The organism is Selenomonas ruminantium AC2024 (genome assembly GCF_000687995.1).
GTDB lineage: Bacteria > Bacillota > Negativicutes > Selenomonadales > Selenomonadaceae > Selenomonas_A > Selenomonas_A ruminantium_B.
Window position 1 is genome coordinate 389,409 of the sequence record NZ_JIAC01000001.1, and the last position, 24,947, is coordinate 414,355.

General features: G+C 52.8%; 22 protein-coding genes. 4 read left to right on the forward strand and 18 right to left on the reverse strand.

What is annotated here, in order from left to right; all coding sequences use genetic code 11:
* Positions 1-21: 21 nt before the first annotated feature.
* Together P157_RS0101800 and P157_RS0101805 are read right to left on the reverse strand one after the other, a co-directional pair.
* Positions 22-3,102 (reverse strand): efflux RND transporter permease subunit, encoded by a 3,081-nt coding sequence (locus tag P157_RS0101800; RefSeq protein ID WP_026759504.1) that lies wholly within the window; start codon positions 3,100-3,102, stop codon positions 22-24.
* Positions 3,102-4,214 (reverse strand): efflux RND transporter periplasmic adaptor subunit, encoded by a 1,113-nt coding sequence (locus P157_RS0101805; protein ID WP_051598447.1) that lies wholly within the window; start codon positions 4,212-4,214, stop codon positions 3,102-3,104. The genes P157_RS0101800 and P157_RS0101805 overlap by 1 nt, the downstream gene beginning before the upstream one ends.
* A 199-nt stretch (positions 4,215-4,413) precedes the next feature.
* On the opposite strand from P157_RS0101805, the gene P157_RS15700 reads away from it, so the two are divergent.
* Both P157_RS15700 and P157_RS13600 read left to right on the forward strand, forming a co-directional pair.
* On the forward strand, positions 4,414-5,790 hold the full coding sequence (locus P157_RS15700) for a M15 family metallopeptidase (RefSeq protein ID WP_072000137.1): 1,377 nt from the start codon (positions 4,414-4,416) through the stop codon (positions 5,788-5,790).
* A gap of 157 nt (positions 5,791-5,947) precedes the next feature.
* The gene (locus P157_RS13600) at positions 5,948-7,219 is read left to right on the forward strand and encodes a dicarboxylate/amino acid:cation symporter (protein WP_037368070.1); all 1,272 of its coding nucleotides are present in this window, start codon (positions 5,948-5,950) and stop codon (positions 7,217-7,219) included.
* Positions 7,220-7,926: 707 nt separating this feature from the next.
* On the opposite strand, the gene rnhA is transcribed toward P157_RS13600, so the two are convergent.
* On the reverse strand, positions 7,927-8,607 hold the full coding sequence (rnhA, locus tag P157_RS0101825; protein ID WP_026759506.1) for a ribonuclease HI: 681 nt from the start codon (positions 8,605-8,607) through the stop codon (positions 7,927-7,929).
* Position 8,608: 1 nt separating this feature from the next.
* Positions 8,609-9,166: a UbiX family flavin prenyltransferase gene (locus P157_RS0101830; RefSeq protein WP_026759507.1), complete on the reverse strand. Its 558-nt coding sequence runs from the start codon at positions 9,164-9,166 to the stop codon at positions 8,609-8,611.
* Positions 9,167-9,491: 325 nt separating this feature from the next.
* Between P157_RS0101830 and P157_RS0101835 the strand changes: the two genes are divergently transcribed.
* Positions 9,492-11,678, forward strand: coding sequence for a Tex family protein (locus P157_RS0101835; RefSeq protein WP_026759508.1), 2,187 nt, complete (start codon positions 9,492-9,494; stop codon positions 11,676-11,678).
* Entirely contained in the window at positions 11,675-13,594 is a 1,920-nt protein-coding gene (gene cobT, locus P157_RS0101840) for a nicotinate-nucleotide--dimethylbenzimidazole phosphoribosyltransferase (RefSeq protein ID WP_026759509.1), read from the forward strand. The genes P157_RS0101835 and cobT overlap by 4 nt, the downstream gene beginning before the upstream one ends.
* 13 nt (positions 13,595-13,607) lie before the next feature.
* Here the strand turns inward: cobT and P157_RS0101845 are convergent, their stop codons facing one another.
* From P157_RS0101845 to cybH, 14 genes are all read right to left on the reverse strand, one after another.
* Positions 13,608-14,945, reverse strand: a complete 1,338-nt coding sequence (locus P157_RS0101845) for an alginate O-acetyltransferase AlgX-related protein (protein ID WP_026759510.1) — start codon at positions 14,943-14,945, stop codon at positions 13,608-13,610.
* A 9-nt stretch (positions 14,946-14,954) separates the two neighbouring features.
* On the reverse strand, positions 14,955-16,349 hold the full coding sequence (locus P157_RS0101850; RefSeq protein ID WP_026759511.1) for an MBOAT family O-acyltransferase: 1,395 nt from the start codon (positions 16,347-16,349) through the stop codon (positions 14,955-14,957).
* A gap of 180 nt (positions 16,350-16,529) precedes the next feature.
* On the reverse strand, positions 16,530-16,979 hold the full coding sequence (locus P157_RS0101855; protein ID WP_026759512.1) for a Fur family transcriptional regulator: 450 nt from the start codon (positions 16,977-16,979) through the stop codon (positions 16,530-16,532).
* 92 nt (positions 16,980-17,071) lie between these two features.
* Positions 17,072-17,995 carry a hypothetical protein gene (locus P157_RS0101860; protein ID WP_026759513.1) on the reverse strand — a complete coding sequence of 308 codons (924 nt, stop codon included), beginning with the start codon at positions 17,993-17,995 and terminating at the stop codon, positions 17,072-17,074.
* A 72-nt stretch (positions 17,996-18,067) separates the two neighbouring features.
* Complete coding sequence (locus P157_RS0101865) at positions 18,068-19,006, reverse strand: cation diffusion facilitator family transporter (protein WP_026759514.1); 939 nt, start codon at positions 19,004-19,006, stop codon at positions 18,068-18,070.
* Between the two features lie 72 nt (positions 19,007-19,078).
* Positions 19,079-19,501 (reverse strand): hypothetical protein, encoded by a 423-nt coding sequence (locus P157_RS0101870; protein WP_026759515.1) that lies wholly within the window; start codon positions 19,499-19,501, stop codon positions 19,079-19,081.
* Between the two features lie 202 nt (positions 19,502-19,703).
* On the reverse strand, positions 19,704-20,711 hold the full coding sequence (gene hypE / locus P157_RS0101875; RefSeq protein ID WP_026759516.1) for a hydrogenase expression/formation protein HypE: 1,008 nt from the start codon (positions 20,709-20,711) through the stop codon (positions 19,704-19,706).
* The gene (gene hypD, locus P157_RS0101880) at positions 20,701-21,825 is read right to left on the reverse strand and encodes a hydrogenase formation protein HypD (RefSeq protein ID WP_230578425.1); all 1,125 of its coding nucleotides are present in this window, start codon (positions 21,823-21,825) and stop codon (positions 20,701-20,703) included. The genes hypE and hypD overlap by 11 nt, the downstream gene beginning before the upstream one ends.
* Positions 21,822-22,058 carry a HypC/HybG/HupF family hydrogenase formation chaperone gene (locus P157_RS0101885; protein WP_026759518.1) on the reverse strand — a complete coding sequence of 79 codons (237 nt, stop codon included), beginning with the start codon at positions 22,056-22,058 and terminating at the stop codon, positions 21,822-21,824. The genes hypD and P157_RS0101885 overlap by 4 nt, the downstream gene beginning before the upstream one ends.
* A gap of 19 nt (positions 22,059-22,077) precedes the next feature.
* Positions 22,078-22,668, reverse strand: a complete 591-nt coding sequence (locus tag P157_RS0101890) for a HyaD/HybD family hydrogenase maturation endopeptidase (RefSeq protein ID WP_026759519.1) — start codon at positions 22,666-22,668, stop codon at positions 22,078-22,080.
* A gap of 2 nt (positions 22,669-22,670) precedes the next feature.
* Complete coding sequence (hypB, locus tag P157_RS0101895; RefSeq protein ID WP_026759520.1) at positions 22,671-23,330, reverse strand: hydrogenase nickel incorporation protein HypB; 660 nt, start codon at positions 23,328-23,330, stop codon at positions 22,671-22,673.
* Between the two features lie 2 nt (positions 23,331-23,332).
* Positions 23,333-23,674: a hydrogenase maturation nickel metallochaperone HypA gene (hypA, locus tag P157_RS0101900; RefSeq protein ID WP_026759521.1), complete on the reverse strand. Its 342-nt coding sequence runs from the start codon at positions 23,672-23,674 to the stop codon at positions 23,333-23,335.
* Between the two features lie 112 nt (positions 23,675-23,786).
* Complete coding sequence (locus P157_RS0101905; protein WP_026759522.1) at positions 23,787-24,032, reverse strand: heavy-metal-associated domain-containing protein; 246 nt, start codon at positions 24,030-24,032, stop codon at positions 23,787-23,789.
* Between the two features lie 206 nt (positions 24,033-24,238).
* On the reverse strand, positions 24,239-24,934 hold the full coding sequence (gene cybH, locus P157_RS0101910) for a Ni/Fe-hydrogenase, b-type cytochrome subunit (RefSeq protein WP_026759523.1): 696 nt from the start codon (positions 24,932-24,934) through the stop codon (positions 24,239-24,241).
* Positions 24,935-24,947: the final 13 nt, after the last annotated feature.

Sequence of the window (24,947 nt, forward strand, 5' to 3'; positions counted from 1 at the left end):
TCAATGAAATCAAGTATAACATCATTCAGGGGAAATAGAAACCATATCCTCTGATTTGGCCTGACGGCGGTCAAGGGCATTTCTCAACAAGCTGTACAGGCAGGGAATCACCACCAGGGTAAGAATGGTCGAGGTGACCAAGCCGCCCAGGATGGCATGTGCCATAGGAGCACGGACCTCAGCACCGGGCCCCAAGGCCATAGCCAAGGGCAGCATCCCCATCATCATGGCAGCGGTGGTCATAAAGATGGGGCGGAAACGGGCCTTGCCTGCCATCACCAGAGCTTCATTAACCGCCACACCTTCTGCCATGCGCTCCTTGGCGTAATCCACCAGCAGAATTGCATTCTTCGTCACCAGCCCCATCAACAGCAAAATGCCGATACCGGATATCATGGAAAAGCCGCTGCCGAAGATAAGCAAACCTGCCAACGCTCCGATAAATGCCAGAGGTAACGCCGCCATAATAGTCAAGGGCTCCAGGAAGGACTCAAACTGCGCCGCCAGAATCATGAAGATAAAGGCAATGCCCAGCACCAAGGTCTGCAAAATGCTTTTCATGGTTTCATCCATTTCCGTGGCCTCACCGGCACTGCCGGTGCTGACGCCCGGGGGCAGCTGCAGATGTTCCAGCTTTTCCTCCCACTGCTGTTCAAACTCACCTAAAGATACGCCGTCCACATTGGCGGAAATGCGCACTTCCATGCGCCGCTCATAACGGCGGATGCTGCCGGGACTGGTCTCGTATTTCCAGTCCGCCACCGCCGACAGGGGCACCAGCTGTGCATTGCCTGTGGCATCGGTGCGTCCCGTCACCACCTGAATGACATTCAGCTGGCTGGGATTTTCCCGGGCGCTTTCCGTCAGGCGCAGGCGCACATCCACCTGCTCGTCCGTGCCATTGAACTTGCCGGTTTTCTTCCCTTCAATCAGGGTGGAAACCGTATTGCCAATGGTCTCATTACTGACCCCCAAATCGTGGGCACGGGCATCCTTGGTCATAACGGAGAGCCGTGGCGCACCGGGGCGGTAGGAACTGGTCACGTCAGTGGCTCCTGGCATTTCTTCCAGCGCCTTGACCACCATATCCGAGGCCTCCCCCAATTTCTGCAAATCCGTCCCCGTCAGGCTGATGGCAATGGGCCGGTCACCGGAATCGGACAAGCCTTCCACATAGATTTTCACCCCGGGAACGGCATTGAGCTGCTCACGCAGCTGGGCCACCACTTCGTTCTGACTCTCTCGCTCCTTCTTAGGCTTGAGTTTCACAAACATGGCCTCGGCATCCGTAGCGGAACTTGTAGCGTAGACATGCTCCACCGCCGGATGCTGGCGGATAATCTCCGTCAATTGCTGGGTGCTCTCCTCTTTCTTGGCCAGCGAGATGCCATCCTGCAATTCATACTTCACCGTGAACTGTCCCTTATCGCTGGCAGGCAGCATATCCATGCCGATAAAACTCAGCATAGAAAGGCTTACGGCAAAAAGTCCCACCGCCAGCAAGGCGGTCTTCCTGCGATGGTGAGCCAAAATCTTCGTCAAGATTTCCCCATAGCGCAAGGCCATTTTATCGAAGGAACGGCTGAACTGCCGCTGCTTGTCCCAGATAAGGCCCTGAGGCTGCACCTCCGGTCGCAGGAACTTCGAGGCCAGCATGGGCGTCAGCGTAAAGGAAATAAACAGGGATATCAGCACCGCAAAGCTGATGGTCAGGCCGAATTCCTTGAAGAAATCCGCCACGGAGCCGGTCATAAAGCCCATGGGCATAAACACGGCAATCACGCTAAAAGATGTAGCCATAACCGCCAGCACGATTTCCTTCGTACCCAGGGCCGCAGCCGCCTGCGGGTCTTCCCCCTGCTCCCGGTGGCGGATGATATTTTCCACCACCACGATGGCATCATCAATCAGCAGGCCGATGGCCAGAGACAGCCCCAGCATGGTCATGGTATTGATTGAAAAACCTGCCTGATTCATAAAGAAGAAGGTAGAAATCAGGGATGTAGGGATGGTCACGGCACTGATAAGAGTACTGCGCAAATCCCCTAAGAACAAGAACACCACCAGCACCGCAAAGATGCCGCCGATAATCAAATCCTCGTAAACACCATGCATGCTATCCTTAATGCGCTGGGCATCGTCCCGCACAAGATGCACCCGCACCGTATCCGGCAAGGTCTTTTGCAGTTTGCCCAGTTCCTCCTTGACGGCGGCGGCCACCTTCACCGCATTGCCGCCGGACTGCTTGCCCACCTCAATGCCGATGGCCTGTACGCCATCATAGCGGGCCACGCTTGTTCTGTCCTTGATGGTGTCTTTCGCTTCACCAATCTGCCGGAAATACACCGGCTGGCCGCCCCGCTGCGCCACCATAAGGTCGTTGAAATCCTGGGGACGGGCAATTTTTGACTTGGTGCTTACGGAGAGCTTTGCCGTGCCGCTATCCAAGTTGCCCCCGGGCACCTCCTTGATGCCCTGCTCGATGTTTTCCGCCACTTCCGCCGGTGCCAAAGCAAAGGCCCGCAGGGCTTCGGGACGCATCAGGAGCTGCACTTCCCGCTTTTCCTCACCGAAAACGGACAGCTTCCCCACACCGGCAATCTGCTGGATGGCCGGCTTTACCTGTTCCTCCACCAGAATGGAAAGTTCCCGCTGGGAAAGCTTATCCGAGGTAATGGCAATAGCCGCCACCGGGTCGGCATTCATATCGAAGCGGGAGACCACCGGCTCATTGACGCCCTTGGGCAGGTCATCCTTGATGGCATTGACCTTGTCCCGCACCTCCTGGGTAGCGGCGGCAGGGTCAACCTCCATGGCAAACTCCACGCCGATATCCGCTGAGCCCTCCGTGGAAGTGGAGGTGATATGGCGCACACCCTTGGCTTCGCTGACGGCCTCTTCCACCTTGCGCACAATCTGCGCATCCATCTGCTCGGGGCGGGCTCCGTCATAGGTAATCTGCACCGACACATAAGGATAGGACATATTGGGATATTCGGCAATGCTGAGCTTAAAGAGACTCACTATGCCCAACAGCACCAAAGCTGCCGTCATCACCGTGGCCAGCACCGGCCGTTTGATACTAAGTTCCGGCAAACTCATCAACTTTCTCCTCCATAAGCATTCACACGGTCCCCATCCTTGATTTTATCCAGATTATCCGTAATCACCAGCGCGCCTTCCGCCAAACCGCTCTTGATTTCCAAATCCTCATCGTACAAGGCACCGGGTTCCACCATGACCTGCTGAGCCTTACCCTCATCACTCACCACGAACACATAGTTCTGCCCCTTGCGGGAAGTCATGGCACTGCGGGGCACCGTCAGCACCGGCTTGGCTGCTTCATCCGCCAAGGTAACTTCCGCAAACATGCCGGGCATCAGGACAAAGTCAGGATTTTCCACCCGGATTTTCACTGTAAAGAGGCGGTTTTCCCGGCCTGCCACCGGATTGATGACCGCCACTTTTCCCGCAAAATTTTTGTCCTTGTAGGTGTCCACCTTCACCGTAGCATCCTTGCCAATCTGCACCTTGTCGATATCCTGCTGTTCCACCTGCACCGTCACATAGACCGCATCAATCTGCTCCACCGTCATCAGCTGGGTGCCGGCGGAAACCATCTGCCCCAAAGTCACATTCTTATTGGCTACCACACCGGTGACGGGACTTACCACCGTGGCATCCGCCAGCCGCTTTTGAGCGATGGCCAGATTGGCCGCCGCATCATCCATTTCCGTACGGCTGGTGGCCCATTGGGTCTGGGCCGCATCCAGATTCTGTTTGGATGTTGCGCCCGTATCGTAAAGACTGCGCTGGCGCTGCAGATTCACGGCGATATTATCGTGGTTCACCGCCGCCTTGTGCACACCATTTTCCGCAATGCGCACATTGTTCGCCAGCTCCTCGCTGTCCGTACGCAAGAGAGGTGTCCCGGCCTGCACCTGCTGGCCGTTTTCCACGGTAAGTTCCTCCACCGTGCCAGAGTAACGGCTGCTGATGATGGCTGAGGTCAGACCCTCCACCGTGCCAGTAAGGCGCAATCCCTGCTGTTTCTCCGTGACCGCCGCCCGCTGCGTACTAACGGAAATAGCGGCCACCGGCTTCGTTTCCTCGGCTTCGCCGGAATCACTCCACCAGAATACGCCCCCCAGCAAAACCGCTCCTAAGAGCAGGTTCACCCAGAACGGCTTTTTTCTTATCTTCAGCTTTTGCACTTATATCGCTCCTTTTAAGACCATATTGACTCATTTAAACTAATATTATCATCTTCTCACAAATAAGTCAATATGGTCTTATTTACATTATTATCGCCTTGTTTACAAAACAAAGCAGGAGTCCCCATGAGTGCGCCGAAATAAATAACAGTGTATTGTTGGCATGAATTTAACAGACAATATAGAAGGAGGTTTTTCTATGGTTTTTGGTAAACGGAAATTTTCTCTGGGGTTAATGCTGCTGCCCCTGCTGGTATTCGGCCTGCTGCTGGGCAGCCTGCCCAGCGCTTCAGCCGCCCCCCAGAGCAAGGTCAATCCTCACGATTCTTCTGGCTTTGTGGTGCTCGCCGATGTGGTGCCGGATATCATTCAGGAAATTCGCTACTACTCCACCTACAATTTTGTCGGTGACCGCATCGATGGCTACAACGAGCCCATCGCCCTGATGACCAAAGAAGCTGCTCTGGCCCTTAAGGCTGTATCAGATGATGTCAAAGCCCAGGGCTATCGGCTGAAAATCTACGACACCTACCGGCCCCAGCGGGCAGTCACCAACTTCGTCAAATGGGCAGAAGACCTGAATGACAAGCGCATGAAGAAATACTTCTACCCGGAGGTGGAAAAGGACCGTCTCTTTGCCGAAGGCTATATCGCCGCCAAATCCGGCCACAGCCGGGGCAGCACGGTGGATTTGACTCTCTTTGACATGAACACGGGCAAGGAACTGGATATGGGCGGCACCTTCGATTACTTCGGCCTGCTGTCTCACCCCGACTACCGGGGCAAGCTGACGGAAAAGCAGATTAAGAACCGCATGATTCTGCGGGACGCCATGCTGCGCCACGGTTTTAAGCCGCTGGAAGAAGAATGGTGGCACTTCACCCTGAAGGATGAGCCCTATCCCGATACCTACTTTGAATTTCCCGTGCAGCGTCTGCCGGAATCCAATCTGACCACGAAGGCTTCGCCTGCCTGGGTAACGAATCTGCCCGCAGCCAAAACGGCTAAGCAAATGTTTGTAGTAGGCGCAGTCAGCGGCACCACCGCCTGGGTATCCCTGCATGAAAAAGATGCCAACGGAAAGTGGCAGCAAATTATGACCACGCCGGGCTTTATTGGCAAGAATGGTTTAGGCAAGGAAAAAGAGGGCGACAACAAAACGCCAGTAGGCACCTTCCGTTTCACCGCAGCTTTCGGTATTGCACCGAATCCTGGTTCCATCATGCCCTACAAGCAGGTGGATGAAAATTTCTACTGGTCCGGAGATGCCCGTCCCGGCATGAAGTACAACGAAATGGTAGATATCCGCCAGCTGCCCGGTCTGGATAAAGATGGCAGCGAACATCTTGTTGACTACAATCCCCATTACATTTACTGCCTGAATATCGGCTACAATGAAGCCGGCACGCCGGGCAAAGGCTCTGCCATCTTCCTGCATTGCTTAGGCTCTAACAAGCCCTACACTGGTGGCTGCGTTGCCATTCCCGAGGACAAAATGCGCTTTGTACTGCAGCATGTACGCCCCGAATGCAAAGTAGTCATTGACTCCCTGACAAATTTAGGCGGCAGTCTCTGACATTTTTTCTCCACCAGTAGTAGACATGTCCACATAAAAGTGTTACAATGTAAACATCATAAATCGCGCAACGAAGCCGCATGTCATATCCGTCAGGGATATTAGCATGCGGCTTTCTATGTAAGGGCGATTGCAGAAAATTTTGGGAGGGTTCTTTATGTCAGAAAAGAAACACAGCAGCCTCGACAAACTAGGGATTTGGATTATCGGGGCTACCGTCCTGGGTGCCATCACCGGCCTGCTTCTGGGGAAAGATGCACAGATGCTGGCGCCCATGGGCAATCTCTTCATGCAGCTGATTAAGATGGTCGTCGTACCCTTGGTACTCTTTTCCCTAATTGGCGGTGCCGCTTCATTGGGAAAATCCAGCAGCGCCGGGAAAATCGGTATCCTGACCTTTGCTTACTATGGAATTACTACGGCTGTAGCGGTAGCGCTCGGCCTTGCCGCCAGCGAAATCTTCCAGCCGGGACGGGGTATTGAAATGACTGCTCTTTCGGAGGCAGCCATTCATGTGGACCACATGGAGGAAAGCACCCATATCCCCGGCTTTTGGGAGACGGTGACGGGCTTTGTGCCCACCAATCCGTTCCAGGCTCTGGTAGACGGCAACATTTTGCAGATTATCGTCTTTGCCCTGTTCATGGGTTTTGCCGCTACCTATATGGAGGAGTCCAAACGCAATTATGTCTTGAACTTCTTTAATTACCTGACAGAATTATTCATCAAGGTCATGACGGGCATTATGTATGTTGCCCCCATCGGCGTCTTCTGTCTGATGGCCGATGCTACCGGAACTTTTGGCTACGCAGTGCTCACTAAGATTCTCTATCTGATTCTCCTCTATGTCGTCGTGCTGGCCATCGTCACCTACGGCATGCTTGGCGGTTCCGTAGCCATGTTCTCCCGCTGCACTACTTATAAACAGTTCTTCAAGAGCATGTGGAAGGTACAGATTTTTGCCTTCTCCACCGCTTCTTCCATTGCAACACTGCCTCTGAATATGAACACCGCCACTACGGAACTGGGCGTATCTAAGGAAACCACATCCTTTGCCCTGCCGTTGGGGGCCACCATCAATATGAATGGCAATGCCGCTTATTACGCTATGGCGGCCACCTTTATCGCGCAGATGTACGGTATGGAACTCTCCTTGTCCCAGTACATCGCCATCATCATCACCAGCACCCTGGGGGCAGTAGGCCAGGCCGGTGTTCCCGGTCCCACGCTGCTGGTAGTGGCCGTACTGGTTTCCGCCGGCATCCCCATCGACGCCCTGCCGATCCTCTTTGGTGTGGACAGAATCTTTGACATGCTGCGTACCGCCGTCAACATCACCGGCGACGCTGCCTGCGCCACCATCGTAGACAGATTCCGGGAGCCCACTGCTACGAAAGAAAAAGAACACGAACCGGTTATTTCTGCATAAAAAGTTACGTGAAGCATTAATGCTTGGTACAGATATTTATAAAGGAAAAACTCCGTGGCCGTTTATTTTACGGCTGCGGAGTTTTTTCTCAGTAAATTGCAGTTTATCGGGGAGTTCGTGGTAAAGGTATCTTGTTCATACGTAGTTTGGGGTCAGACGGGGAAGTAATTTTTCTGTTTTCCGCTAAACGACCCCTTCGAAAAAGAGAGCTATCCAGTTACTTGCGCCGGGCAGGCCAACGGCGCTTCTTTCAGCGTATTTGCTTAGCAGGGGACTACATGGGGCCGGCCTTCACTTCGTTCAGGCAGTCGCTCCCTACAGAAAAATCACTCCCCCGTCCGTCCCAAGATACGATCTATGCTATTGCCACGAACTCGTTGCTCCCGTTACAAAAACATCGATGTACTTGCTGCTTGCCACCACAAAAATGATGATTGATACGGTCATCGCTTAGGGCGGAGGTGGTGATGCTTTTCGCCGTGGAACGACTGGCCGAACGGAGTGAGGACTGGCCCACAAACGGCATAGACTAAATATTGCGCTGAACATACGCGCCGCCGGTCTTGCCCGGCGCAGGTAACTAAAAAGCCCATAAATTTACTTGTGGGTCATTCAGTGCAACGGCGAAAAGTATTACCACCTCCGCCCCCACTGAGCTGTAACAAAAAATTTTAGCACGTACTGGCAAACTGGAATTTAAGATGTTTTTATTGAAACTTCATTGCTTCCGCCTTAGCCAATTCATCACAGCGCTCATTCTGTGCCACCCCCACATGGCCTTTTACCCAATGGAACCGCACCTTATGGGCCGCAAAGGCTGCATCCAGCTGTTGCCATAAGTCCTGATTCTTCACGGGAGTCCCTGCCGCCGTGACCCAGCCTTTCCGTTTCCAGCTGACCAGCCAGTTTTTCGTAAAGGCGTTCTTAAGATACTGGCTGTCGGTGTAGAGGTCAATGACTGCGCCTTGGCGGGCAAAGGACAATGCCTGCAAGGCCGCCGTGAGTTCCATGCGGTTGTTGGTGGTAGACTCCTCACCACCGTGCAGTTCCGTAAGTTTCCCCTCGATTTGGTCAGCAATCACCGCCGCCCAGCCGCCGGGACCATCGGGATTGCGCAGACAGGAACCATCCGTGTAGATGATATAATCCGCCGCATCGTCAAAATCCGCTTTATCCTCTGCCACAGGCTGGCTGGCAGCTGCTTTTGGCGCGCCTCCATAAGGCGGCACATAATCGAGATTTAACCAGGCCGTCGCCTCGTTTGGGTCCGTAAAGCCTTTATACCGCGCTCCTGGGAATCCATCCACCTGGGCCTTGCATTCTGCCCATGTGGTAAAAATCCCCGTCTTACGGCCATTTCTTACTGCATATACTTTTTTAGCTGCCATCTTACCCTTCCCATCTTGCAAACAAATCTGTATCAATCCCCAGCTGGTCACAGATTTTCCCCACCAGCATATCCACCAAATCCTCAATGGTTTTAGGCCGGTGATAGAAGCCTGGTGCCGCCGGCATAATCCGCACGCCCAGCTGAGCCAGTTTCAGCAGATTTTCCAGATGAATAGCATGCATAGGAGTTTCCCGGGGCACTAATATCAGCTTACGGCCTTCCTTGAGCATCACATCCGCTGCTCTTGTCAGCAAATTATCCGACATGCTATGGGCAATACTGGCCGCCGTTTTCATGGAGCAGGGTAAAACCACCATCGCATCAGCCCGGAAAGAGCCGCTGGCAATCGCCGCTCCCACGTTATCATTATCGTAAAGCACCGCCACCCGCTTGGCCAAAGCCTCACGTGATACACCGCACTCATAATCCAGAACCTGCCAGCCGCTGTCGGTCACAACAGCATGCACCTCATGGCCTGCCTGCCGTAAAACCTCAATCAAGCGCAGAGCATAAATACTGCCACTGGCTCCGGTTATTCCTACCACTAGCTTCATGATATTTTTCACCTCATCCCCCTCAAAATAAAGGGCTTTATCCACTATCATAGGTACTCCGGCCCGGCGGCTGTTTTTGACTCGCTGCGCTTAGCCGTTAAGCTAAAAACAGCCGCCGGGCCTCCTCGCCTTATCAATACTGACTTAAATTTACCTTGGTCTAATTATAACGAAGGCTGCAATGGCCTGTCAACGAACCACTATCCTATAATGTGACGATGACAAGCCTCAGTTAACCGCCGATAGGCTTATTTTGTCATTGGCAAAATCTGAACAACGGCGTTATAATGATTATACTTTATTATTAGAAGAAAGCTGGTGCAAATCCATGAAAATAGATGACATTCCGGTATTAATTGCAAAAGAACTTGGCGTGACACCGAAGCAGACCTCTGCGGCCATCGAGCTGTTAGACGGCGGCAATACCGTACCGTTTATTGCTCGCTACCGCAAAGAGGCAACGGGTGCTTTGGAAGATGAGCAGCTGCGCACGCTCGAAGAACGCCTGACCTATCTGCGCAATCTCGTCAAACGGCAGGAAGAAATCCTCGCCAAAATCGAGGAGCAGGGCAAGCTGACCGATGAACTCAAAGCCGCCATCGAAAAGGCACAAAAATTACAGGAACTTGAGGACCTCTATCTGCCCTACAAACAGAAAAAGCGCACCCGCGCCCAGATTGCCCGTGAGCGGGGTTTGGAGCCGTTGGCCCAGATGATGCTGGAACAGGCAAAAATCAAGGGCACACCTTTAGAAGAATCCAGCAATTACATCAACGAGGAACAGGACGTCGCCACTGCCGAAGATGCCTTGCAGGGCGCTATGGATATTGCCGCTGAAGTTATTATGGAAGATGCCAAACTGCGTGCCAATATGCGTACCCGCCTTTGGAACAACGGCCACATCGAAACGGAACTCGTGGAGGATGCCGAAGAAGCCGACACCTTTGCCATGTACAAGGATTACAGCGAGCTTATTCATACGCTGCCTTCGCACCGCATTCTCGCCATCAACCGCGGCGAAGCTAAGGGCTGTCTCAAAGTCCATGTCACGATTGACGCCGAGGACTGCCAAGGCCGCATTTTCCGCCGTATCAGCAAGGCGCCCTCAAAATGGGATGAAACCTTGAAAGCCGTTATCGAGGACGGTTGGAAACGCCTGCTGTTCCCGGCTCTGGAGCGCGAAGTCCGCAGCCAGCTCACCGAAGATGCCGAAGCGCAGGCCATCAAGATTTTTGGCGTGAACTTAAAGCAGCTGCTCCTGCAGGCGCCTCTTGCCGGTCATACTGTACTGGGTCTTGACCCCGGCTACCGCACGGGCTGCAAGATGGCGGTTGTCGATGCCACCGGCCATGTTGTCGACCACGGTGTAATTCAGGTAACGCAGAGTGACGGGGCTAAAGCCGCCGCTGCCAAAACGGTATTGGGGTTGATTAAAAAGCACCACATCACGCTGATTTCCATTGGCAACGGCACGGCTTCCTACGAAACGGAACAATTCACGGCCCAGCTGATTGCCGACAATCACTTGACAGATGTGCACTACCTGATTACCAACGAAGCCGGCGCTTCCGTCTACTCCGCTTCGGCACTGGCCAAGGAAGAACTGCCCGAATACGATGTCACTATCCGCGGTGCGGTCTCCATTGCCCGCCGCATTCAGGACCCGCTGGCTGAACTGGTCAAAATCGACCCCAAAGCCATCGGCGTAGGGCAGTATCAGCATGATGTCAACCAAAAGGAACTGGGCGCGACTCTCGATGCCACCATCGAAAGCACGGTTAACCATGTGGGCGTTGACCTCAACACGGCCAGCGGCGCACTTCTCAAACATATCGCAGGCATCAACGCCACCATTGCCAAAAACATCGTGGCTTACCGCAATGAAAACGGCATCTTCACGAGCCGCAAGCAACTGCTGAAGGTTCCCCGTCTGGGCCCGGCCGCCTTTACCCAGTGTGCCGGTTTCCTGCGCATTGCGGGGGGCAAATCACCCTTGGACAACACCCCGGTTCATCCGGAATCCTACGATTTAGCCGAAAAACTGTTGGCACGTTTGGGCTTTAGCTTAAATGACCTCAACGATAAAGATGCACTGGCCATGCTGGCGGCCAAGGCAAAACTTGCCGACTGCGCGAAACTGGCCAAGGAATTGGACGCCGGCGAACTTACGGTCAAGGATATTCTCGATGCCCTCGTAAAACCGGGCCGCGACCCGCGCGAAGACCTGCCGGCACCGCTTACCCGTCAGGCGGTTGTGAAACTTTCCGACATCAAGGAAGGCAGCATTATGCGGGGCACGGTGCGCAATATCACCGACTTTGGTGCCTTTGTCGATATCGGCCTCAAAACTGCCGGCCTTATCCATATTTCCGAAATGAGCAATAAACGCATCAAGCATCCGCTCGATGTGCTGGCTGTCGGAGATATTATCAAAGTCATGGTCATCAGTGTTGACGAGAGCCGCAACCGTATCGGCCTGTCCTTAAAACAAGTACCGAAGGAGAACATCGGATGAGTTTGTTAAATAGAACACTTACCGCCATTGAGCCAGCCAATCACGAATTAGCGCAGCAGGCAGCCGCCCAGCTGACCAAGGTTATGGAAGGCGACGAAGATTCCCTGGGACTGCTCAAGGACCTGCTGCTCAAATATCTGGCCATAACCGGGGAAATGCATCCTGCCGTTCCCGATAAATGCACGGTCATCTGCTGTGCCAGCCACGGCGTTGCCGCCGAAGCCGTCAGCGCCTATCCGGAGGAAACCACCCTGCAAATGACCAAAAGCTACCTGATTGGTCAGGGGGCCGCCGCCAATGCCTTCTCCGGCTTTGCCGACAGCGAAATCTTTATCGCCGACTTCGGCATCAAGGCAGATACCACTGACATTCCGGGGCTATTGGACTGCCGGATTGGCAACGGCACAGATAATATCGCCCAAGGCCCGGCCATGAGCAGAGAACAGGCCATCGCCGCCCTTGAAAAGGGCATTGAACTAGCCGAAAAGCTCATTGGCGAGGGCTTTGACTGCCTGCTCCCCGGTGAAATGGGCATTGCCAACACCACCGTCAGCGCGACCATCTGCGCCGCCATCTGCAACAAAACAGCCGCGGAAGTCACTGGCCGCGGCACAAATATATCCGATGAACGACTGGCTAAAAAGACTGCCATTGTCGAAAAAGCATTAAGCCTCAATCAGCCAGATAACACGGATGCTATTGATGTACTGGCCAAAGTCGGCGGCTTTGAATTCGGCGCCATTGCAGGACTCATGCTGGGCTTTGCCGCGCATCATAAAGCGGTAATCTTAGACGGCTCCAACTGTGCCGCCGCCGCCCTGATTGCGCAGAACCTTGCACCGGACTGTGTCGATTACTTCCTGCCCTCGCATCGCGGCGGCGAACCTGCGCAGGGCTTTGCCCTTGAAAAACTCGGTCTTACGCCGCTGCTGCACCTTGACCTGCGTCTCGGCGAAGCCTGTGGCAGTTCCATTCTCGCCCGTGAGCTCGAAGCCATGCTGAACCTTTGGGATGTCGTGAGCCACCTGCCCCATGACCCGGTGGAAACACCTTTCCAGCAAGCCTATATGCCCAATCTTGCCCCCAAAGTCACCAACAAAACCTTTGATTTCTACCTCTCCACCATGCAGGATTTGGATACGCAAGCCATGGAAGCCTGCAAGGAGCGTCTGGATAATCTGGTCAAGCCCTTGGAAAGTTTAGGCGCGTTGGAGCAGATTGCTACAGAAATCGCAGGCATCATGGGCGATGAACTGCCCAACTGCGATTTGGACCGGGCTCTGCTCTGTTTCACCAGCAAGGTGAGCAATCCCCTGCAAATGCAGCTTACCGCCGCCAGTTCCCAAAGTGCCAAGGCAGATGTCACCATCGCTCATGTGCGCGAAGGTCTGCCGCTAACGGCCGCCTTTGACTTTGGCCGGGAACAGGGCGAATTTTTATCCCTGTCCTATCCGCTTTTAGGTCTTTCCATGACCGAAATGGACGAGCATGCGCCCTTTGGCACAACGGCAGAACTCCTGCGGCAGGAACTCTTGAACGCCGATGGCAGTTTGAAATATCCTGCCGATGAATTCCTGGCCCATGCACCGGAAGCCGTGCAGCCCTTTATCGGCGCGATGATTGGCGCCATCATCGCCGCGGCCCATAACAGCGCCTTTATCATCTTGGATGACGAAGCCAGCGAAATCATCGCCCGCTATACGGAGCTGCTCTGTCCTGCAGTGCGCCCCTATATCCTCCATGTACAGCCTTTGCTCGTAAAGGCAAATTGCACTCTGCCCGGCGGACTTATTGCGGGACTCGGCATGGATATCGCCGAAGCCGCCCTCTATATGCTCAACTATATGCGCACCTTCGCCGAAAGCAAGGTCGCTATCGCCAGCGACGGCCCCGGCGCGCAGCGTCAACAGAACTAAACAGAAACGCGTGTCAGCGGAAATCATAATCATCCTGATGCGAATCACGCTCCAACGGATAATCCAGCTCCATCGTGTGAATAACCAACACGATATCGGGCTGGGTTTTCTTTATATAACTGCGGATACTACCCTTGAACCAGCGCGGGTCAAGAATATCCATCTGCTTTACGCAGAGTGCTAAAAACGGTGCCACACTGTTGGCAAAGGAATCCTTCACCACAAGGATTTTGACCGTCGCGGCATCCTCTGAAAAGTTCTCGATATGAATCAGGGAGCAGTCGGCAAAATTATAGGCCGCATAGGGATTGGAGCCATAAAAATCCTTCCGTTCCACCTCATGCCTATCGTAGGTGACGGAAAAATCCCCATAGGTGTCGATGACTAACCCCGGAATTTCATAATGCAGGCTCGTGGGAAATTTAGGATAAAGAAGCATAAAATCATCAGGCTCTGCCAAAACTCTGGTCCGCCGCTTGCCCTGACTGCCCAGAAAATAGGCCGCGAACTGCTCCTGTCGGTAGTTTTCCGGCTGCAGAAGTTCCTCCCGCAAAGGTACGCCCGCTGCCTCTTTCAGCCAGCCAGCCACCTGCCCCGCAGCCCACAAGCCTGTGGTCGGCAGCCAATGATGGTCCGTGCGGAAGAACAGCTGATGATAGGGCCTATCCGGAAACGCCGCCTGCATGCGCGGATAGAGGTCAAGGGTGTCTATGCCACAGTTCTGCAAGCCCTGCAGCATCGCATCTTTTTTCTGCAGGCTAAAATCCACCCGCCCGATGAATTTACCATCGCTCGCTTCATCCAAGGCCGGCGGATTGGGCACGAACAGAAACTTAGCCCCCTGCGCATGGCAAAAATCCGCCAAACCTGCTGTTTCCTCAATGTATTCCTGAATGTCAAAGGGAAGCGTGGGGAAAAAGAGCCAGCCATCTGGCAGCACCTGTACGCTGCCGGGAGTTATGGGCCGGATGTCCCAGCCAATCAGCCGGTCATAACGCCTGCCCGTTTCGACAATGCCCGTATAGCCGGGAAAATACGTTTCGCTCCAACTGGCAAACCGTGCCTGCTCCTCCCGCAATTTATTTTCCCGATAGCGCATTTCCGCCAGCAGATTTCGCTCCGGTTCCGGCTCTGAAAAAGGATAGAGACCAGCCCAGTCAATATCTTTTTCCCTTGGATGGATGCGTTCCAGCAGACGCCAATTATCCCAAAGAACCAACTGCGTCAGCGCGTTATCCCACTTGCAGCCTTCAATCAGCACCACTACGGTAAACCAGCGCAGGAATATCATCAATAGAGCCAGCACCAAAACACCTGCGCAAAAACGCATCATATAGTCACGCATGCTCATAGCTGCACCTCAAAAGTTAAAATAGATAAACGGATTGTAATTTCCGGCTACGGTAGCGATAATGGCGAGCAAAAACAAAACGGCCGCCAGACAAGGCTCGACCACAGGCTGCCAAAGCGCCCAACGTTTTGCCACCCAAGGATAGATGGGGAGAGAAAAGATAAGCCCCATCAGCCAAACTATCCCGCCGTCAAAGAGAAAATGCCCCGCCAGCTCGTCATAGAGAGGATTTCCGGCCAGCCCCCACATCATGCCCATATAGGCGAGACTCTGCGTTAAATCAGAGAATTGAAATACCACCCAGGCCATAATGACCGCCAACAGGGTGTACATATGTCCAAAAACGCCCAGGCGATTGGCAAAGCCGGTAAACTTCTCCAGAATCAACAGGCAAAAATAAATCAGGCCCCAAAGCAGAAATGTCCAATTCGCGCCATGCCAAAAGCCGGTCAGCGACCAGACGATAAAGAGATTCAGCGCCAGACGGCTTCGGCTGCAGCGGCTTCCCCCCAGCGGAATATAGACATAATCCCGGAACCAGGAGGACAGGGAGATATGCCAGCGGCGCCAGAATTCCGTCACGCTGCGGGAAATATAAGGATAGTTAAAATTCTCCCGGAAGTGGAAGCCAAACATATGCCCCAGGCCAATGGCCATATCCGAGTAACCCGAGAAGTCAAAATAAATCTGGAATGTATAAGCCATAGCCCCGAGCCAGGCCGCCGCCACAGACAGCGGTTCCTGCTCAGCCATAAACCTTGCGTCCAGCGCAATGACAGCAAAATAATTGGCCAGCAGTACTTTCTTGGCAAGACCATAGATAAAACGTATCATGCCGTTCGTGAAATCCTGCCGCGTTTCCTGCCGCTGAAGGATTTCCCGCTCAATATCAGCATAGCGCACAATCGGCCCTGCAATAAGCTGCGGGAACAACGCAATATAGAGACCTACATGCAAAACATTTGCCTGTGCCTGCGCCTTGCCATAATAGATATCAAACAGATAAGACAGGAGCTGGAACGTAAAGAAGGAAATCCCGATGGGCAATGCCAGCCGAATGGCAGAAAAATCCGTCTGCAATAAAAGCCCCAGCTGAGCTGCCGCAAAGGTCAGGTACTTAAAGACAAACAACATGCCCAAATGAAAGGCTGCGCCCAAGATGAGCCAGCGCTTGCGCGCTTCCGGCGTTTTTGCCCCGCTCATCCTTAGCCCCACCTGCCAGCCAACGACGATGGACACCACCATCAGCCAGACAAAGAACGGCTCGCCCCAGGCATAGAACACGAGGCTTGCCAGCAGCAATAAGATATTACGAAACCTCCTGCTCCGGCAAAAGGGGTTATAGTAGAGCAGGAGTATCAGCGGCAGAAACATAAACAAAAAGATATTCGATGAAAAAACCACGGCCGCCCCTCCTTTGTAATTTTTTCGCTGGATTCGACCTTCCCCACCTATTCGACATTTCGCCTTCGACTTCCTGCCGCAGTGCACCGCTACGGACAGACAGCAAAAAGCCCCTAAAAGCATCTTCTTGCTTTCAGGGGATATTATCGTAAACTTTCCTGCTGATTTTGTTGTTCTCGTTTAGGCTTCCTGCGCCAGCATTGCCTGCTGGCAATGTGGACAAACGCCATAGAAATAGTATTGCTGTCCTGTCAGCTGATAGCCTGTCTCGAGCATGACCTGCTCCGAAAAATCCGTGGTCGGCAGGGTCTTTACATCGTCCACCCGGCCACAGTGCATGCAACGGATATGCGGGTGCGGACTGACTCTGGCATCATAGCGGAAAGAGTCCTCGCCCACATTCAATTCCTGTACAATTCCTACGGCACACAAAATATTCAACGACTTATAGACCGTCGCCAAACTCATGGTAGGATAATCAGGCAGCAATTCCTGATACAAAGTTTCCGCACTGGGATGTTCCGTGGTATGCGCCAGCGCATTATACACCGCCAGCCTCTGTGGTGTGACCTTGAAACCGCGCTCCCGCAGCAGCGCAGTCACTTCCTTCGGTTTCAATCCAACCCGCATGATAAATCCTTTCTATAAGTAACAAATAATTATTATCCTTTGCGATTTATTCTAAATAAAAAAGCACCTCCTGTCAAGAAGGTGCTTCAAAATTATTCTGCCGTAGTAGCTACGCCATACAGCGTCGTGTCGTTCTTCGTCTGAATGTAGAATTCCGTACCGGCCGGCAGTTCAATGTTCTTGCCGTTGACAAAGGCACCGCCAATGATGCCAATGGGGCCGAGGAGAACCATGCCTGCTACACTGGCACCAGCAGCCAGCGCCAGACTCTTCATTTCCTGCTTGGCTTCCTCACCTACAAAAGTAGCAACATAAGTACCATCTATGGATTTCGTCTGCTTATAATCAACATCCAGCTCGGCATTGCGGCCAAAGTTACGCGCCTGCGTTACCTTCTTGACGACGCCATCGCCCGGTTCCCCTTTAGCGAATACCAGCTTGCTGTCTACGATGACATCAGCGGCCACCTTATAGCGAATGATATCGCCTTTTTTCAGATTCTTGGTATTTACCGGGTCAACCAGCGCTACCTTAATCAGCGTATTTTTCGGCACCACGACCTGTTCCATCGGCAGTTCCACCGTGCCAAAGGAAGCCGAAGCCAAATCCTGAATCCGTTTCTTGTACGTACCCTCGTTGGTATGACCGTTGATGGTCATTTCCATATCAGCTACGCGCTTTTCTACGGAGTTCATGCTGACTTCATGGTCAATATTCCACTCAACCGCATTGAGCTGTGCCAATACCGACGGCTTGCTGCCATTGGTATACACCTCATCATAAAGAGCATCCACACGCGCCATCATGCTGCCCTTCTTATGGCTGCCATTATAATCTTTTTCCAGTTTGTTTATACGTTCTAAAAGAGCACCAGTCTGTTCTGTGCCGTAGGTATCTTTTTCTACAGCAGAAAGTTTTGCCTGCACCGTTTCCGGCGTTGCGGCACTGGCCATTCCCATGGATGATACCAACATCATCGCCGACATGACCATCGCACATACTTTGCGAAATTTCATAAACTCGTTCCCCCATTCATTTCTTCACTGACCTTACTATTGTACCATATTCTAACTTGTTTTTCTTAAAAATCAGTTAGAAACATCAATTTTTTCCTGTTTTTTGGCAATCTCGTATTGGGCCGCCTTTGTCTCAGGCTCATGGTTGCCTGCCGGTTCCGGGTGAATCAAAATGTCAAAGGCGCCGAACTCCTCCCGGATTTTTTCTTCGAGCTCATCACAGATTGCATGAACATGGGAAAGATGCATATTGCCATCAAAGAGCACATGCACGTCCAAAAGCTTATACGAGCCGGATTTGCGGGTGCGCAGGCAATGGCAGCCTTTGACCTCGGGAATGGCATCGATAATGGCCATGATTTTGTTCTCCTGCTCCTCCGGCAGGCTCACATCCGTAAGCTCCATAGTGGAATCCACCACCATCTTCCAACCCTCCCGGAAGATAATCAGAGCCACAGCAATAGCAATGGCACCATCGAGCCAGGCCCAGCCGGTAATTTGCATAAGGATTAAGCCAGCCATGACGCCTACCGAAGTCCAGACATCTGCCCGCAGATGCAGGCCATCGGCCTCCAGCGCCTGCGAGCCTGTGAGCTTACCCACGGAAATCAGTTTGTGGGACACGAGCAGGTTGATGATGATGGACACCAACATAATGGCCACACCGAAGTGCAACATCTCCGGCACTTTATCCTGTCCGATGTGTTCAAAGGCTTCATAGACAATGCCCCCAGCCGCCGCTACAATGAGCAGAGCTTCCACCGCCGCCGAGAGATTTTCAAACTTACCGTGGCCGTAGTCATGTTCTGTATCCGGGGGAGTCACCGACTTCTTCACGGCCCAAAAGGCAATCAGCGAGGCCACCAAATCGACACTGGAATGCAGGGCTTCGGAAATCAGACTTACCGCCCCCACCCAAACGCCCACAAAAAGCTTCAGGAGCACCAGCACGGTGTTGGATATGATGGACAAATAAGCGGTATCTTTTTTCAGCACATCTATCTCAGTCATAAGAACCTCCATTCCGATTCGCAAAGATTTCATAGTAAAAGCCTCCCCCATATTGGAGGAGACTTCAAACATTTAATTTGTGCGGGGCTGCTCGTAAATAAAGTCCACCACGGTCTGCATGGGGGAGGTTTCCACAAAAGGCAAATCCAGATGCTGATCCCCGGATTCTTCCAATGTCTGCTTGGTATCATAAGCCTGCACCTTGGAAGCCAAGATATGGTAGACCCGCTTGTCCCTGTTGAACTGCATCAGGTAGATATAGCGGCGGTTCGTACGGGCTTTGATGACAGCCACCCGTGCCTGCACCAGTTCATAAGTCCGGCTCGTATTATCAGGCTGCACTTCCACCGTCTGGAAATAGGACAGGGAATCCACATCCACATAGTACCCTGTCGGCCCTACGGCATCCACAAACTGCATATTTTCGGCAAAGACACTGGTACTGCCCCAAAACAACAGTCCCAGCAACAACGGCAAAATCCGCCCCAGTTTCATCTATTTCGCTTCCTTCTATGAGTAAAGTGTAACATCTTCTAAACATGATTCATTATAGCCAAAAAGATTCGTTCGTGCAAGGTTTGCATCGGTGAACTTTTGGGACTCGGACTCACATCGTGCCGCGAATAAAAAGATGTACCACGGAGTGGGGCGGGGGCAGCAGACCAACTGTCCCCGCCCCACGTTGTACCTTCATATATCAGCAAATTCGCGGCACGATATTCCCCAACGGCATATCAACTACGCGAATCCCGCCGATTCCCGTGCGCAGTCCCACGGTTCCCGGAGCCTCGGCCGTAACTTCGCCGATAATCCTTGCCTCCTGCCCATAAGGGCTTGTCCGCATTGCTTTGAGCACTTTATCGGCACTTTCTGCAGGCACAAAGGCCACGCATTTACCCTCGTTAGCCAGATACAGCGGGTCAAAGCCAAGCATATCGCAGACACCCTGCACCTCGGGATGAATGGGAATCTCATCCTCGTCAATCAAAATGCCACAATGCGAAGCCTCAGCGATTTCATTGAGCACTGCCGCAACGCCGCCGCGGGTCGGGTCACGCATGACCGCAATATCCGGTGCAGCCTCAAGCATAGCCTTGGTCATTTTATTGAGCGGCGCACAGTCCGTCTGCACGCTGGCAGGCAGATTGATATTGTGCCGTCCCGCCATAATGGCGGCCGCATGGTCGCCGATATAGCCGGAGAGAATCACCTTCATGCCCGGCTTGACGTTTTCCGGACTGATATGCGTGCCGGGAATCTTGTCGCCAATCCCGGCCGTGGTGATGAAAATGCCATCGGCCTTGCCCTTTTCCACCACTTTGGTATCGCCAGTAGCAATGACGACACCGGCTTCATCTGCCATCTTCTTCATCGTGCTCACGATGGTCTGCAAATCCTTGATGGGGAAACCTTCCTCGATAATCATGCCCACCGAGAGATAGCGAGGAATCGCCCCCGTCATCGACAGGTCATTGACCGTGCCGCAGACGGCCAACTTGCCGATATTGCCGCCCGCAAAAAACAAGGGCTGTACCACATAGGAATCCGTGGTGAAAGCCACTTCGCCCTTCATCTCCACCAAAGCCCCGTCATGCAGGGTGTTAAGCACCGGATTGCCATAGGCCGGCAGGATAACCTGCTCCATCAATTCCTGACTCACCTTGCCCCCGGCACCATGGGCCAGGGTTACTTTATCATTTGCCATATTCAAACCTCCCCTGACCATATTTATACCAGGCCGCACATACACCTTCCACCGACACCATGCAAGGGCCGATAGCGTGTGTCGGCACACAGGCCTTGGCAAACAGCGGACATTCCTTGGGCGTTACAATGCCCCGCAGAACCTCGCCGCAGCGGCAGGCCGTCTTTTTCACCACCGTCTCTACTTCCAACGGCAAGACCTGTTCAATATCAAAGCGGGCATATTCAGCCTTCATCTTGAGCCCGGACAGGGGCACAATCCCCATGCCGCGCCAGCCTGTATCGCACGGCTCATATACCTTATTGGTAATCGCCATGGATACGGGATTGCCTTCTGTCTTTACCACATCGGTGTACTCATTTTCCACCTTGGCTTCGCCGTTTACTACCTGCTGCACCAGACGGTAAAGGCCGCGCAAAATCTGCAGCGGCTCAAAGCCTGTGACCACGCCCGGCACATGATACTTGCCGATTACCGGCTCATATACGCCGGTTCCCGTGACCACCGATACATGGCCTGGCAGGATAAAGCCGTCCACATGGACTTCTTCATCGTTCAAAAGTGCTTCCATGACCGGCGGCACCAGTTTTTGCGCGGACAACATGTAGAGATTGCTTATCCCCTGCTGCTCAGCCGCCAGCACCGTAGCCGCCGCCGTCGGTGCCGTGGTTTCAAAGCCCACCGCGAGAAAGATAACCTTCTTATCCGGATTGTCTTTAGCAATCTGAATGCTGTCCATTGGCGAATACACAATGCGGATATCTGCACCATTTGTTTTCGCTTCATTCAGACTGGACTTGGAACCGGGAACTTTAAGCATATCGCCAAAGGTCGCGATAATCACATCATCACGCTGGGCATAGGCAATCGCCTTGTCCATATAATCGTCCGGCGTCACACAGACAGGACAACCAGGCCCCGATACGAGTTCCACCGAATCCGGCAAAATCTGCCGCAGACCTGCGCGGAAAATCGCCACCGTATGCGTGCCACAAACCTCCATAAAACGCAGCTTGCGGCCAGTTGTGGCGGCCAGTTCACCTATTTTTTGTACGAGCTCTTTGGCAAATGCCCGTTCTTCCGCTTTCGTCAGCTTCTCCTTAACTTCCGTCACAGCTTATCCACCGTCCTCGGCGCCCCACGCATTTCCGCCATCAGGGCATAGGTTTCCTCTGCGTCCTTCTCCTCCACCTTCTGCATGGCAAAGCCGGCATGCACCAGCACATAATCCCCGAGCTTCGTCTCCGGCAGCAGCATCAGACTCACATCGCGGGTCACCCCCGCAATATCCACCGTGCCCATGGCATCCTTTATCGCAACTACTTTGGCAGGAACAGCCAAACACATAGTATAACCTCCTAACGCATCATCTGACAGACGAAAAATCCTCTGCCACTTTATGGTAGTCCATATCGTCAACATTATCACGCTTGCGCGGCTCAATTCCCCAGTTTTTGAGTTCTTTGAGCGCCTGCTCCACCATCTGCGGCAGCAGTTCCATCATGCCATCCGACAACTCAACGCCTGCCTCTACATCATAGGGCTGGGCGCCAATAACCACCACATCGGGAATCTTATGCCCCGTAACCGTGAGTAATCCCAGCACATCCTGAATGCCGACTTCATGAGCAGACAGTTTATCCTGAAAGTGCTCCATCACATCATCGTTATGAAAGCGGAACGTCGTTCCGGGATCGGCCCCGCCATTGATGGAGTCAATGACCAAGAGTTTCTCTGTACCCGTGACATACTGCGTGAGCTCAATACCCAGTGTACCGCCGTCCACAATCTGCACGGATTCCGGGAATTCGTAATGCTTGTCGAGATATTCCGCCACCCGCACGCCGAAACCTTCGTCCCTCAGGATGACATTGCCAATGCCCAAAATCGTCACTTCATTTTTGTAGAGCACATTATCCAGACTGGACTTGCCGCCAGCCGCAAATACATCAGCCATGCTTACTGTCCTTTCTTGGCATCAATCTTTTTCAACAGCCAGTCACACCATTCCTCAATGCCCTGCCCCTTGGTGCAGGAAACTTCCAGCACCTCAATGCCCGGATGCAGGCTCGTTATATCCTTCTTGGCTGACTCCATATTGAAGTTACAATACGGCGCCAAATCCACCTTGTTCAGCAGGGCGATTTCGCTTTCCTTGAACATCAGCGGGTACTTTAAGGGCTTATCGTCGCCTTCTGTCACAGAGAGTACCACTGCGCGAGCATCTTCACCCACAGGGAACTCTGCCGGGCAGACGAGATTGCCGACGTTTTCCACCACCAGCAAATCCAGCTCATCCAAATTCATTTCCTTGACGGTTTTCTGCACCATATTTGCATCGAGGTGGCAGCCGCCCGCCGTGTTAATCTGAATCACCGGCACGCCGTATTTATCGATACGCTCCGCATCCTTGCTCGTAAAGAGGTCGCCCTCTATAACTGCCATCTTGATTTTATCCTTCAAACGCTCCATGGTCTTTTCGAGCACGGAGGTCTTGCCTGCCCCCGGCGAGCCCATAAAATTCAGTACAAAGACTTTTTTATCCGCAAACATGGCCTGATTTTCGGCGGCCAATCTGTCGTTTTCCCCTAAGATATTCTTGATAACCTTTATCTCCATAATCAGTCAACCTCCAAATATTCCACCTGCATCTCCCGGCCGCTCAGGGTGGTCAGTACCCCATTTTCGCATTCAGGACACCAGAAATCATAATGCTCGATATGAAACTCCTTGCCGCATTTGCTGCATTTGCCCATAAGCGGCACATTCTTTATCTTCAGCTCTGCCCCTTCGGCAATAGTTCCCTGGGTCAGCATATTAAAGGAGAAATTCAGCGAGTCAACTTCCACGCCGGACATCTCCCCAATCAGCAGACCGATTTCATTGATTTTATGGGCATTGTTCGCCTTTGCATAATCCAGAGCAATATCCAAAATCCCTTCGGCAATGGCCATCTCATGCATATTTTTCACCTCGTTTGCATCTTTTGGGAGCGTTCCCCCAGCAGATACATAATGAAAACGCCTTCCCCGCCAACACTATGGGCAGGGAAGGCGTCACCTAATCAGCGATTAATCACAGAACCGCGTCCAAACCACGAGCGTTCAAAACCTTCAGGATTTCCCCCAGTTTGGTCTTTTCCGGGTTGTAATCCACCGTGGTTTCACCATCATGGGCATGGATGTGAACATAGAGCACCCCGGGCAGGCCCAAAAGCTCTTTTTCCACTTCCTGAGCAATCTCCTCAGTATAACCATGCACCGTAAACTGCAGACGAGTGTTAGAACCACCCTCATGCCCGCAACCACATTCTTTACACATTGGGCAAAGCCTCCTCTATTATAAAAATCATGCGTACTCGTAGCCCGGCGCTCACGGAAGAGCGCTGGCGGACGTAAATCGCGTGATGCGATTTCAGTCCGCTGTTTCTTTTGGTCCTTTTCTTTGCACCAAAGAAAAGGACATAGACCACGCACTAACAACAACCACTAACCCTACTTGCCCACTGTGGTCAAGTAACAACTAAATCACTTCAGCGTGCCGTCAAGATGACCTGCATCACGCGGCTTATGCGCCAAAATCTTGCTGCCGGAGAACATGGAAGAAACTTCGCTTTCACCTTCCATAAACTCTGCACGGATAACCATGTAGAGATGACCGATAGCAAAGAGGATAATCGCCCAGGCTACATAATGATGTACCAGATGGGCCATCATTTCACCGCCCAGCACCGTGATTACCCAACCAAAGAGGGTGCCACCGATGCCCGAAGGATCCGTCATGTAGTAAATACCGAAGCCCGTGAGGATTTCGATAAATACCAGCACATACAGGAACGCATAGGAGCAACGGGCAATGGGGTTACGCAGATAGGACGCATGTTCCGAACGCAGGAACATATAATGGAGCGCCACATCTACGGTATTGCTGTAGAAGTACCCCTTCCATACATGAGGGAACAGGCGGTCACCGGGATTGGTGCAAAAGCCGTAAATCCTCAGGATAAAGGCGGCACAGAACAGATAGGCTGCGACAAAATGGATATTGCGGATATTATCCAGCGTCATACCGGAAAATGTCGGCTCTGAAGCATGGATACTCCAAGGGCTGGTAATCATCAAGCCTGTAACAAACAGGACGCAGATGGCTACCACCATAATCCAATGAAAGATCCGCAGCCAAGGACTAAACAGGTAATATTCCCTGCGAACTACTTCTTTCATAGCTTTTTCCTTT